General features: G+C 67.3%; 10 protein-coding genes and 1 riboswitch. Of the genes, 1 reads left to right on the top strand and 9 read right to left on the bottom strand.

Translation table 11 applies throughout. The annotated features are described in order from the left end of the window. Window positions 1–140: 140 nt before the first annotated feature. The 3 genes from gcvH to AX692_RS05655 form a co-directional block, all read right to left on the bottom strand. The gene (gcvH, locus tag AX692_RS05665; protein WP_073973412.1) at window positions 141–512 is read right to left on the bottom strand and encodes a glycine cleavage system protein GcvH; all 372 of its coding nucleotides are present in this window, start codon (window positions 510–512) and stop codon (window positions 141–143) included. 3 nt (window positions 513–515) lie between these two features. Continuing rightward, window positions 516–1,655, bottom strand: a complete 1,140-nt coding sequence (gcvT, locus tag AX692_RS05660) for a glycine cleavage system aminomethyltransferase GcvT (RefSeq protein ID WP_081095158.1) — start codon at window positions 1,653–1,655, stop codon at window positions 516–518. A gap of 172 nt (window positions 1,656–1,827) precedes the next feature. After that, a riboswitch (glycine riboswitch) is annotated at window positions 1,828–1,924 on the bottom strand. A gap of 97 nt (window positions 1,925–2,021) precedes the next feature. Then, on the bottom strand, window positions 2,022–2,993 hold the full coding sequence (locus AX692_RS05655; RefSeq protein WP_073973411.1) for a phytanoyl-CoA dioxygenase family protein: 972 nt from the start codon (window positions 2,991–2,993) through the stop codon (window positions 2,022–2,024). Window positions 2,994–3,123: 130 nt separating this feature from the next. Between AX692_RS05655 and AX692_RS05650 the strand changes: the two genes are divergently transcribed. After that, on the top strand, window positions 3,124–4,323 hold the full coding sequence (locus AX692_RS05650) for a cation:proton antiporter (RefSeq protein ID WP_073973410.1): 1,200 nt from the start codon (window positions 3,124–3,126) through the stop codon (window positions 4,321–4,323). A 23-nt stretch (window positions 4,324–4,346) separates the two neighbouring features. Here the strand turns inward: AX692_RS05650 and AX692_RS05645 are convergent, their stop codons facing one another. The 6 genes from AX692_RS05645 to AX692_RS05620 form a co-directional block, all read right to left on the bottom strand. Then, window positions 4,347–5,669 carry a serine hydrolase domain-containing protein gene (locus AX692_RS05645; protein WP_073977586.1) on the bottom strand — a complete coding sequence of 441 codons (1,323 nt, stop codon included), beginning with the start codon at window positions 5,667–5,669 and terminating at the stop codon, window positions 4,347–4,349. 66 nt (window positions 5,670–5,735) lie between these two features. Next, window positions 5,736–6,104, bottom strand: a complete 369-nt coding sequence (locus AX692_RS05640; protein WP_073973407.1) for a hypothetical protein — start codon at window positions 6,102–6,104, stop codon at window positions 5,736–5,738. A gap of 104 nt (window positions 6,105–6,208) precedes the next feature. Then, window positions 6,209–8,824, bottom strand: coding sequence for a methionine synthase (gene metH, locus AX692_RS05635; protein WP_073973406.1), 2,616 nt, complete (start codon window positions 8,822–8,824; stop codon window positions 6,209–6,211). Window positions 8,825–8,941: 117 nt separating this feature from the next. Continuing rightward, window positions 8,942–9,985: a homocysteine S-methyltransferase family protein gene (locus AX692_RS05630; RefSeq protein WP_073973405.1), complete on the bottom strand. Its 1,044-nt coding sequence runs from the start codon at window positions 9,983–9,985 to the stop codon at window positions 8,942–8,944. Further along, entirely contained in the window at window positions 9,982–10,914 is a 933-nt protein-coding gene (metF, locus tag AX692_RS05625) for a methylenetetrahydrofolate reductase [NAD(P)H] (RefSeq protein WP_073973404.1), read from the bottom strand. Before metF ends, AX692_RS05630 begins: the two co-directional genes overlap by 4 nt. Beyond that, window positions 10,911–11,909 carry a metalloregulator ArsR/SmtB family transcription factor gene (locus AX692_RS05620; RefSeq protein ID WP_155644751.1) on the bottom strand — a complete coding sequence of 333 codons (999 nt, stop codon included), beginning with the start codon at window positions 11,907–11,909 and terminating at the stop codon, window positions 10,911–10,913. The genes metF and AX692_RS05620 overlap by 4 nt, the downstream gene beginning before the upstream one ends. Window positions 11,910–11,912: the final 3 nt, after the last annotated feature.

Here is an 11,912-nt window from a genome sequence, read left to right as displayed (position 1 = left end):
CCCCACCCCCGCCCGCTCGGCCGCGCCCGCCAGCCCCACGACGCCGCGCAGATAGTCGCCCTCGGCCCCGCCATAGAGCGGGGTGGCGACCATCAGGCGCAGGCTTGCAAGCGGCGGGCCAGAAGAGGCGGGGGATGCGGTCACAGGTCCTCGACGAAGGCCTTGTAGCCGTCCTCGTCCATCAGCTTGTCGAGCTCGGCCGGGGCGGCGATGGTCATCTTGAAGAACCAGCCCGCGTCTTCGGGCGAGGAGTTGACGAGCGCGGGATCGTCTTCGAGCGCGCTGTTGGTCTCGGTCACTTCGCCGGTGATCGGGGCATAGACGTCGGAGGCGGCCTTGACGCTCTCGACCACGGCGGCGTCCTTGCCCTGCTCGATCATCGCGCCGACTTCGGGCAGTTCGACGAAGACGATGTCGCCGAGCTGGCTCTGGGCATAGTCGGTGATGCCGACGGTCGCGACGTCATCCTCGACATCGATCCATTCGTGTTCGTCAGTGTAGTAGCGCGGCATGGTTCAGCTCCCTCTGAAGTAGCGGTGGGGGACGAAAGGGGTGGGCGAGACGGTGGCGGCGAGGCGCTTGCCTCGCACTTCCACCTCGAGCGGCGTGCCGATGGCGGCGTGCTCGGTCGCGACATAGGCCATGGCGATGGGCGCTTGCAGCGTGGGCGAGAAGCCGCCGCTGGTGACCGTGCCGATCTTCTCGGAGCCCGCGAAGACTTCCGCGCCCTCGCGCGCGGGCAGACGGCCTTCGAGCTTGAGGCCGACCCACTTGCGGGCGGTGCCTTCGGCAATCTCGCGGTTGATGCGGTCAGCGCCGGGGTAGCCGCCCTCGGTTCGGCGGCGCTTGTTGATGCCGAAGGTGAGACCCGCTTCGATCGGCGAGGTCTCGGGGCTGAGGTCGTGGCCGTAGAGCGGCAGGCCCGCCTCGAGCCGCAGTGAATCCCGCGCGCCGAGGCCGATCGGCTTCACCTCGGGCTCGGCGCAGAGCACTTCGGCCACTTCGGCGGCGGCTTCCGCGGGGAGCGATATCTCGAACCCATCCTCGCCGGTGTAGCCTGCCCGGGCGATGGTGACGTCATGGCCCGCGATCCGGAAGCGGCCGAACTTCATGAAGGTCAGCGCGGAAAGTGGACATTCCCCGGTCGTGTGGCGGGCGAGCGCATCCACCGCCTTGGGGCCCTGTAGCGCCAGCAGCGCGCGGTCGTCGAGATAGTTCATGGTGATGTCGTCGGGCAGCGCTTCCCTCAGAGTGCCCATGTCGTCCCACTTGGTCGCGCCGTTGACCACCAGATAGAGCGCCTCGGGCCAGCGCGAGACCATCAGGTCATCGAGCACCCCGCCCTCCTCGTCGAGCAGCAGCGAATAGCGCTGCTGGCCGAGCTTCAGCGTCGAAAGATCAATCGGCAGCACCGCCTCGACCGCTTCGTCGAGCCCCGGGCCGGACAGCACCAGCTGGCCCATGTGGCTGACATCGAACAGCCCGGCGCTTTCCCGCGTCCAGTTATGCTCGGCCACGATGCCTTCGTACTGGATCGGCATCTCGTAGCCGGCAAAAGGCACCATCCGCGCGCCCCGCTCCCGGTGCCACGCATCGAGCGGCAGCGGCTCCAATGCGATGTCTTCGACATGGTCTTCGGTATCGTGGTCGCTCACTTGGGCTATCCCCGGCAGAATACGGCAGTCCGGCAGCGCCCTTGCGGCACTCCCTCGAAAACTGCCCCCTCTGTCGGGTGACCTGAGAGCTTCGGCTGACCCGCCCGTGGGCGACCAGCCTCCCCTTCGGTGGCGTTCGGATCAGATCCGAAAGCGCTTTCCAGAGTGCCCAAACCTGTTCGCGGTTCGTTTGCCTGAGAGTTTCCGGGGCGGTTGCTCCTTCGGCGCCGTGCCCGGTTTCCCGAGCGGGTCTCTCCCGCGAAAGACGCCGGAATCGCTGCCGGCAGGCGATGCCATGTTGCGGATGCGAGGCCATGCGTCAACGCAGATTTGCGCCGATCCCCTCCACTATGCGCAACCTTTTGGTCAGCGCCATTCGCCCGCCACGACCATGTCGGGCGAATAGAAGTTGAGATATTGCACGAGCCGCGGCTTTTCTGCGCGATTGGGGCTGGCACCGTGGGGCAAATCCTGGCGCCAGATCACCAGATCGCCCGCGCGGGCCGGCACGCACACCGCCTCTGCCGAGAGATCGACGGAGCGCGGGTCCTGCCCGCCGATTGCGTCGAGCCAAGCGTCGATCCGGTGATGGAAGCCCGGAACACACCGGAACGCGCCCTGATCCGCCGCCGTATCGGTCAAATACATTACCCCTTGTGTGGCAAAGGGGATCGGTTGGACCAGGCTGACATCCCAATGCAGCGGCGATCCCCTGAAGGCGTATCCGCCGCGCTCCGGCGGGTTGAAGCCCAATTGATCGGTCACCGGCCACAGATCGACGCTGCCCCACAATTGTGCGAAAGCCTTGTGGATGCGCGCGGCCTTGCGCGCCGCCCTGATCAGAGGGTGGTAATAGAGGCGGACCATGATCCCGTCGGTCTGTGCCGCGTACCAGCTTGCAGCGTCGTCCGGGCTTGCTCCAAGCCGGTTCCACAACAACCCTGCAAGCGCATCGGCATGCTCTCGCGGCACCGCCTGCTCGAGAACCACATAGCCGTCGCGCTCCCACCGGGCGATTGCCTCGGGCTCCAGCACATCGGGCATGGCAGCTATGGCGTCGAGCTGCGCTCGTGCGACTGCGCTTGGCTCTCCCACCCCGCACCATGCATTGTAGCGCGAGACGAGGTCGGCATCGGGCACACCCGCAGTGGCGACGATCCACGCCTCGAACGCGGCCTGTGAAGGCCGCTCGCCAGCAAGAAAGGCATAGGCCTCGCGATTGGCGAGCCCCAAGGTATCGAGCAGCAGCCGCGTCGCCACTTCGGGCATGCGCGGCGCACCCTCGACGAAGGATCGGCGCAGTGCCTCCAGTCCTGCAATGTAGGGCAATCGAGACATCGAACAGGGACGTGCCGCAAAGGCATTGTCAGTGCAACCCGCGGGCCCGACGCCAAATTGGGGAAAGCGCTTCTGCCGCCCGAACGCGACATTTGTGCGCGCTAACGCCGCCGCATATGCTGACCGCACCATGAACCTTACAGAGATCTATCTGATCGCACTGACGATCATCTTCGCCGTGCCGTGGCTGGTGTGGCGCATCTTCCGGACCGATCACTGGGCGCCGCTGGTCGTCGTCCAGATCGTCGGCGGCATCCTGCTCGGCCCGGGGGTGCTTGGGGCGGTGTTCCCCGATTACTACGCCTTCGTCTTCCGCCCCGATGTCATCACCGCATTGAACGGCGTCGCGTGGTGGGCGGTGATGCTGTTCGTGTGGATCGCGGGGATCGAGCTCGATCTCAGCCAGGCGTGGAAGCACCGGGGCGAGACGGGGCTGACCGCGGGTCTGGCGCTCGGGATGCCGCTGATCGCCGGGACACTGGCGGCCGCGGTGATCCTGCAATTCCCCGGCTGGCGCGGGCCGAACGGCGCATACTGGCAGGCCTTGCTCGGCATCGGCATGGCCTGCGCGGTCACGGCGCTCCCGATCCTCGTGCTCTTGATTGAGAAGCTCGGGATCCTGCGCGAACGGCTCGGCCAGCGCATCCTGCGCTATGCAAGCCTCGACGACGTCGCGATCTGGGGCGTGCTGGCGCTGATCCTGCTCGATTGGGAGCGGATCGGGCGGCAGGGAATGTTCCTGGCCGGGTTCGCGGCGGCAGCCTGGTCGGTGCGCTGGCTGATGGCGCGGCTGCCGGAGGCCGATCGCTGGCCGGTGGGCCTCATCTGGCTTGCGATCTGCGGCCTCGCCGCCGACTGGTCGGGCCTCCACTTCATGGTCGGGGCGTTCCTCGCGGGCGTGGTGCTCGATGCGCATTGGTTCGGCCAGAAAGCGATGGACCGCTTCCGCGACGTGGTGCTGCTCACAATCATGCCGGTGTTCTTCCTCTCCACGGGCCTGCGCACCCAATGGGAGGGTGGCGGGCTGGCGGTGTTCGGCGTTGCCGCGCTGCTGCTGGCGGCGGCGGTCGGCGGCAAGCTCCTGGGTGTCCACATCGCCGGGCGCCTGCTCGGCTGGAGCCGCACCGAGGCGCGCCTGATCGGGTGGCTGCTCCAGACCAAGGCGCTGATCATGATCATTTTTGCGAACATCCTGCTCGACAAGCAGGTGATCACGCCGACGACCTTCACCGCCCTGCTGCTGATGGCGGTGGGGAGCACGATGCTGACGACCCCGCTGGCGACTCCCTTGCTGAAGCGGTTGGGGGATCGGGTGAAGGCGGAGGCTTAGGGCGCCGCCGCGGGGTTGGCGGCCTAGTCGTCGTCCGGCGTCGGCACCGCAAGGGCACCGGCTGCCCGTTCCCGCTCGCGCTCCCGTTCGTGGTACCTGCCGAAGTTCGGGTCAGCGCGCTCCGCCAGAACCGCCCGGGCGCGTGCCATCAGCGCCTGTTCGCGCGCCGTGAACCCGCCGGTATCCTCGCCGCCCGGCGGGGGCGGAACCTCGGTCGTGAAATAGACGAAGCCGGTGTCGCCCTTGGGATCGATCCACAGGCCGGATTGCAGCCCATAGGCCTCGCCCGAATGGCCGATGCGCGGGATGCCGTCCCGGAACAAATCATCGCCGATGCAGCCGAGGTTCGGCAATTCGATGGCCTGAAGATGCCACCCGTAGGTGCAGAAAAATTCGTTCGTGCCAGGCCAGCGGGCGAGCGCCCACAGGAACCGGTCGCCCGTTACAAACGGCACGAAGCCTTCACCATCGCCTGATTGCAGGGCGTAAAGCGCCTGCCCGATCTTCGCGAGGTCCACCATCCCGATCCGCACCCCGCCCTGCGGGCTGAAGATCGAGGCATTGGTGCCCGGCACATAGTTGTCGAGGCTGCATGCCTGTCCGGCGATCACCGGGATGGTGCAGGCGGGCGGCAGGTCGCCCGCGCCGTCCTTCGCCACCTCGCCGCTATGGCGGTAGAGCACCACCGCGCGCGCTTCCATGTCGGGGCCGCAACCGATCCAGTTGAAGCAGGCCTTCACCCCGAGGGGAGCGAACACCAGCCGCTCCACCAGCCGGTCGAACCGCTCGCCGCTCGCCGCTTCGAGGACGGTCGCCACCAGCGGCGCGCCGAGGTTGGAATAGGCGAACTCCGGCGTGTCGGTCACGCTGAAGGGATTCTCGCCCCCCCCCGGCCGCACGCCCTCGCGCCACGATGCGGGATCGGCGAACTTCGCTTCGAGGCTCTCACCCAGCGGGACGATGTAATCCGCCGCGCCCGACAGCCCCGCACGGTGCCCCATCAGCTGCGCCAGCGTCACCGGCACATCGGGAAAATAAGGCGAGCGCATCTTCCAGCCGAGATAGTCCGAGACATCGCGGTCGAGATCGACCTTGCCTTCGTCCGCCAGCCTGAGCGCGGTGAGCGCCATAATGAGCTTGGAGATGCTCGCGATCCGCACCGGATCATTGGCTTCGAGCTTGCGGCCCGTCTCCTTGTTCGCCAGCCCCTCGACGATCAGCGGGCGGATGGTCTCGCGGTCGAAGGCGACCACCACCGTCGCGGGTGGCGGGGGCGTGTAGACTTCCGCGGCGGCGGGGGCGGCAAACAGCGCGAGCGCGAGCGCGGCGAGAGCGGGGCGGATCATGCCGCACAGGCTGTCGCATACGCGGCTCCGGCACAAGCCGCAAACCGCTGCCGCGCTGACCGCAGGTCAGCGCATCACCAGCCTGCGCGCTCCGGCCAGCGGCAGCGCGGACACGCCGCGCACATCGACCCGGGCGAGCTCGCTCGCGACCGAGGGGAGTGCCTCTGCCTGCATGCGCGCGTCGTCGTTATGGCAGGCGATCACCAGATTGAGCTCGCGGCGGTCTTCCGAGACCAGCGCCATCAGCAGCGTCCCGCTCGCCGCCCAGGCGTCGAGCGCCTGTCGCTCGGCGCATTCGAGAAAGCCGAGGGCGGCATCGTCGGCCGCCTCCTCGAGCCGGAGCGTAACCAGCGTGATCGGAACGTCGCGCTCCCACGCTGCTTCGTCGGGAGAGAACCAGGCCTGCGCGGAGAGGGTGTCGGGGTATCGTGGCATTTTCGTGTCCGTCCATCATTCCCCTCGCGCATCATTCGTCGGCCCTGCGCAGGCCGTTACGCATTCTTGCGCGGATTTCCGATCAGAGTGACGCGCTCTTTCGATCAGTCGAGGTTGGGCCTGAGCCAGCGTTCGGCGGTCGCCACGTCGACCCCCCGACGGGCGGCGTAATCCTCCACCTGGTCGCGGCCGACCCGGGCGACGCCGAAATATTCGGCCTGGCCGTGGCCGAAATAGAAGCCCGAGACCGCCGCCGTCGGCCACATGGCGAAGCTTTCGGTCAGGGTCAGCCCGGCATTGGAGGGCGCATCGAGCAGGTCGAACAGGATCGGCTTGAGGCTGTGGTCGGGGCAGGCGGGGTAGCCCGGCGCGGGGCGGATGCCGCGATACTGCTCCTTGATGAGCGCGGTGTTGTCGAGCTGCTCGCCCCCCGCATAGCCCCATAAAGTGGTGCGCACATGCTGGTGCAGCGCCTCGGCGAAAGCTTCCGCGAAACGGTCGGCCAGCGCCTTCAGGAGGATGTCGGAGAAATCGTCCTTGTCGGCCTGGAAGCGCGACGAATGGGGCTCGATCCCGTGGATGCCGACCGCAAAGCCGCCGATCCAGTCGCCCGCGGGGTCGATGAAATCGGCAAGGCACATGTTGGCGCGCTCGCGGCTCTTCTTGACCTGCTGGCGCAGCATCGGGAGCCGCACGCCGCTATCGAGCACCACGTCGTCCCCGTCGCGCCCGCAAGGCCACAGCCCCGCGACACCGCGCGCGGTCAGCCACTTCTCGGCGATGATCTGGTCGAGCATCGCATTGGCATCGGCGAACAGCTGGGTCGCGGTCTCGCCCACCACTTCGTCGGTCAGGATCGCGGGGTAGTTCCCGTGCAGTTCCCAGGCGCGGAAGAACGGCGTCCAGTCAATGTAGTCGCGCAAGTGTTCGAGGCTCCAGTCGTCGAACACGTGGAGGCCAGGCTCGGCGGGAGCAGCGGGCTTTTCGGCGAGGTCGATCTTGAAGCCGTTCGCGCGCGCTTCTTCGAGGGGGAGCAGCTCGCTGGTCGTCCGGCCCGCGCGGGCATCGCGCACCGCGATATACTCGTGCTCGACCTCGGCGACGTAATCATCGCGCTGGGTGTCGGAGAGCAGCTTGGAGGCTACGCCCACCGCGCGGCTCGCGTCGAGGACGTGGATCACCGGGCCGTCATAGGCCGGGTCGATCTTCAATGCGGTGTGGACCTTGGACGTGGTCGCCCCACCGATCAGCAGCGGCATGGTCATGCCGGCGCGCTGCATCTCCTCGGCGACGGTGACCATCTCGTCGAGGCTGGGGGTGATTAGGCCGGAGAGGCCGATCATGTCGGCCTTGTTGTCGTTGGCGGCGGCAAGGATCGTCGGCCAGGGGACCATGACGCCCAGATCGATCACGTCATAGCCGTTGCACTGGAGCACGACGCCGACGATGTTCTTGCCGATGTCGTGGACGTCGCCCTTGACGGTGGCCATGATGATCTTGCCCTTGGCCTTGCGCTCCTCCTCGGGCAGCAGGTCCTTCTCGGCCTCGATGAAGGGGATGAGGTGGGCGACCGCCTTCTTCATGACGCGCGCGGACTTGACCACCTGCGGCAGGAACATCTTGCCGCTGCCGAAGAGGTCGCCGACGACATTCATGCCGTCCATCAGCGGGCCTTCAATGACTTCGATGGGGCGGCCCCCGGCTGCGGCGATGGCGGCGCGCATCTGTTCGGTGTCGTCGACGATATGCGCGTCGATGCCCTTGACCAGCGCGTGTTCGAGCCGCTTTTCGACCGCCCAGCCGCGCCATTCCTCGGCGGCCTTCTCGTCGGCGACGTTCTTGCCCTTGAAGCTTTCGGCGAGCGCGATGAGGCGCTCGGTCGCGTCAGGATCGCGGTTGAGGATCACGTCCTCGCAGGCCTCGCGCAGCGCCGGGTCGATCTGGTCGTAGACGTCGAGCTGCCCTGCATTGACGATCGCCATGTCGAGGCCCGCGGGGATCGCGTGGTAGAGGAACACCGAGTGCATCGCCCGGCGCACCGGCTCGTTGCCGCGGAAGGAGAAGGAGAGGTTGGAGAGGCCGCCCGAGTAGTGCGCGTGGGGGCACAGCTCGCGCAGTTCCTTGACGGCTTCGATGAAGTCGACGCCGTAATTGTTGTGCTCCTCGATCCCCGTGGCGACCGCGAAGATGTTAGGATCGAAGATGATGTCCTCGGGCGGGAAGCCCTCATTGACGAGCAGGTCGTAGGCGCGCTTGCAGATTTCGACCTTGCGCTGCTTGGTGTCGGCCTGACCGACCGTATCGAAGGCCATGACGACCACCGCCGCGCCGTAATCCATGCAGATACGGGCGTGGTGGAGGAAGGCCTCTTCGCCCTCCTTCATGCTGATCGAATTGACGATCGGCTTGCCCGAAACGCACTTCAGCCCCGCCTCGATCACCTCGAACTTCGACGAATCGATCATCACCGGCACGCGGGCGATGTCCGGCTCGGCGGCAATCAGCTTGAGGAAGGTCGTCATGGCGTGGACGGCGTCGAGCAGGCCCTCGTCCATGTTGACGTCGATCACCTGCGCGCCGTTCTCGACCTGCTGGCGCGCAACTTCGACCGCAGCGGGGTAGTCGCCCGCCATGATCAGCTTCTTGAACGCCGCCGATCCGGTGACGTTGGTGCGCTCGCCGATATTGATGAAGCGGGAAGAGGAGGAGGGTTGGGTCACGGTTTCAGTTCTCTATTTCCGTTCGCCCTGAGCTTGTCGAAGGGCTGCACTTTCTTTCGGACCGGCGGCTCGAAGAAGGACAGTCCTTCGACAAGCTCAGGACGAGCGGATGTGGGTTCACGCCGCGATAAACGCCTCGAGCCCCGCCAGCTTCATCGCCGGTTCCGGCGAGGGCACTGTGCGCGGTGCGCTGTTCGCCACCGCCTTGGCGATCGCGGCGATATGCGCGGGCGAGGAACCGCAGCACCCGCCGAGGATGTTGACCTGGCCGTGATCGGCCCAGTCCTTGACCAGCCCGGCGGTGGTGTCGGGCTGCTCGTCATACTCGCCGAGCTCGTTGGGCAGCCCTGCATTGGGGTAGATCATCAGCAGCGTGTCGGCGATCTGCGAGAGCACCTTCACATGCGGGCGCAGCTGTTCGGCGCCGAAGCTGCAATTCAAACCGATGGTCAGCGGCTTGGCGTGGCGCACCGCATACCAGAAGGCCTCGACCGTGTGGCCCGAGAGGTTGCGACCCGACAGGTCGGTGAGTGTCATCGAGATCATCACCGGCACCTCGCGGCCCAGTTCCCGCTCCAGCTTCTTCACCGCCATGATCCCGGCCTTGGCGTTCAAGGTGTCGAACACGGTCTCGATCAGGATGAAGTCCACCCCCCCTTCGACCAGCGCGCGCGCCTGCTCGAGATAGACGTCGACCAGATAGTCGAAGTCGATCTCGCGGAAGCCGGGGTCCTCGACATCGGGGCTGAGCGAAAGCGTCTTGTTGGTCGGGCCGATCGCGCCTGCGACAAAGCGCGGGCGGCCGTCCTTCGCCGCATATTCATCCGCCAGCGCGCGGGCAAGCTTGCCGCTTGCGACATTGATCTCGCGCACCAGGCCCTCGGCGGCGTAATCGGCCTGGCTTATGCGGTTGGCCGAGAAGGTGTTGGTCGAGACGATGTCCGAGCCCGCCTCGAAATAGGCCCGCGTGATGTCGCTCAGCACATCGGGACGGGTCAGGGCGAGGATGTCGTTGTTGCCCTTCTGGTCGGCCGGCAGGCCCAGCGACCCGGCGTAGTCCTCCTCGGTCAGCTTCCGCAACTGGATCTGCGTCCCGAAGGCGCCGTCGAAGATCAGCACCCGCTCGCGCGCGGCGGCGAGGAGTTGGTCACGCTTGCTCATGCGACATTCTCCGTGAGCGGGCGCTTTCCGAGCATGTGGCAGATCGCATAGGCGAGCTCGGGGCGGTTGAGGGTGTAGAAGTGGAAGTCGCGCACGCCGCCCGCATAGAGCCGGCGGCACAGTTCGGCCGCGACCGTGGCGGCGACCAGCTGGCGTGCGGCGGGTTTCTCGTCGAGGCCTTCGAACAGCCCGTCCATCCACGCCGGGATCGCCGCCCCGCAGGCACCTGCGAACTTTCGCGCCTGGGCGACGTTGGTGACGGGGAGAATGCCCGGCAGGATCGGCGCATCGATCCCGGCGGCGGCGCAGGCGTCGCGGAAGCGGAAGAAGGTTTCGGCCGAGAAGAAGAACTGGCTGATCGCGCGGGTCGCCCCGGCGTCGAGCTTGCGCTTCAGATTGTCGATGTCCGCCTGCGGCGAATGCGCGTCGGGGTGCGTTTCAGGATAGGCGGCGACGCTGATCTCGAACGGGGCGATGGCCTTCAAACCAGCCACAAGATCAGCCGCGCCGGTATAGCCTTCGGGGTGCGGGGTGAAGGGCGCGCCGGGCTCGCCCGCATCGCCGCGCAGGGCGACGATGTGGCGCACGCCCGCTTCCCAATATTGTTCGGCGACCTCGCGGATTTCCGCCTTGCTCGCCGCAACGCAGGTGAGGTGCGCGGCGGCCGGGAGCTTCGCCTCGCCGATGATCCGCGCGACCGTCGCATGGGTACGCTCGCGGGTCGATCCGCCCGCACCGTAGGTGACCGAAACGAAGCTCGGCCCCAAGGGCTTCAGCTGCGTCACCGCATCCCACAGCTGCTCTTCCATCTTCGCGCTCTTGGGCGGGAAGAACTCGAAGCTCACCGCGACATCGCCCGGCAGGCCCGAGAACAGCGGCGTGTCGGTAGCGGTTCGGTATTCATGGAGCTGGTTTAGCGTGGGGGTCATTTGGCAGATTCCAGAGCGGGGGATTTCTTGGAGACGGCGGGGCTGCGGCGTGTGGCGGTCCAGATCTTGACCACCAGTGCGCCGCCCTCGAGCGCCCTGGGCGGGCTGGCGGTGAAGCCCGCGGCCTTGAGCAGCTCGGCCATCTGGCGGTCCGAGAATCCGAGGCGCACGTGCTGGTGGCGGGTGCGCAGCTCCTCGTGGTCGTGGCTGGCGAAATCGACGATCGCGATCCGCCCGCCGCCGCGCAGCACCCGCGCCGCCTCGGCCAGCACCGGGGCGGGATCGGGGGCGAAGTGCAGCACCTGGTGGAGGATCACCGTGTCGAAGCTGGCATCGGCAAAGGGCAGGTCGGCGAAATCGCCCTGCACCAGCTCCACGCGGGTTGCCGGCAGGTGCTGGAGCTTGGCGCGCGCGACGCGCAGCATCTCGAGGTTCTTGTCGAGCGCGACGACGCGCTCGGCCTGCTCGGCGAAAAGCTCGGCGATGCGGCCCGTGCCGGTGCCGATGTCGAGAAGGGCTCCGAGCGGCGCTTCGGCGAGCGCCTCGGCGAGGCGGGTCTCGACTTCGGCATCGGCGCTGTGGAGCGCGCGCAGCTCGTCCCACTCGCCGGCGTGGCGGGCGAAATAGGTCTCGGCCGCCGTCTCGCGCGCCTGCCGGATCGCGGCGAGCTTCTTGCGATCGGCCTCGCACAGCGCGGCAAAGGCGGGTTCGTGCGCCTCGGCGAGCGCGAGCAGCGCCTGCATCGCCTCGACCACGGGCCCGGCCGATTCGCTCTGGCGCAGGAACACCCAGCTGCCCTCGCGGCGGCGCTCGGCGAGGCCGGCGTCGCACAGGATGCCGACGTGGCGCGAGACGCGCGGCTGGCTTTGCCCCAGCACCTGCGCCAGTTCGCCCACGGCGAGCTCCATCGCGCCGAGCAGTCGGGCGATGCGCAGCCGGGTGGGATCGCCCAGTGCCTTGAAGATGTCCTCGATCACCATCGTGACGGGGAGCATATA

The sequence above is a fragment of the Erythrobacter donghaensis genome (assembly GCF_001557325.1).
Lineage (GTDB): Bacteria > Pseudomonadota > Alphaproteobacteria > Sphingomonadales > Sphingomonadaceae > Erythrobacter > Erythrobacter donghaensis_B.
Note: the sequence above shows the minus strand (reverse complement) of the source record. Positions and strands in the feature narration are given on the sequence as shown.

Bases quoted from the DNA above. Each gene is read 5' to 3' on its own strand.
- gcvH (WP_073973412.1), bottom strand. From the start codon at position 512: ATGCCGCGCTACTACACTGACGAACACGAATGGATCGATGTCGAGGAT.
- AX692_RS05655 (WP_073973411.1), bottom strand. From the start codon at position 2,993: ATGTCTCGATTGCCCTACATTGCAGGACTGGAGGCACTGCGCCGATCC.
- AX692_RS05650 (WP_073973410.1), top strand. From the start codon at position 3,124: ATGAACCTTACAGAGATCTATCTGATCGCACTGACGATCATCTTCGCC.
- AX692_RS05645 (WP_073977586.1), bottom strand. From the start codon at position 5,669: ATGATCCGCCCCGCTCTCGCCGCGCTCGCGCTCGCGCTGTTTGCCGCC.
- AX692_RS05640 (WP_073973407.1), bottom strand. From the start codon at position 6,104: ATGCCACGATACCCCGACACCCTCTCCGCGCAGGCCTGGTTCTCTCCC.
- AX692_RS05630 (WP_073973405.1), bottom strand. From the start codon at position 9,985: ATGAGCAAGCGTGACCAACTCCTCGCCGCCGCGCGCGAGCGGGTGCTG.
- metF (WP_073973404.1), bottom strand. From the start codon at position 10,914: ATGACCCCCACGCTAAACCAGCTCCATGAATACCGAACCGCTACCGAC.
- AX692_RS05620 (WP_155644751.1), bottom strand. From the start codon at position 11,909: ATGCTCCCCGTCACGATGGTGATCGAGGACATCTTCAAGGCACTGGGC.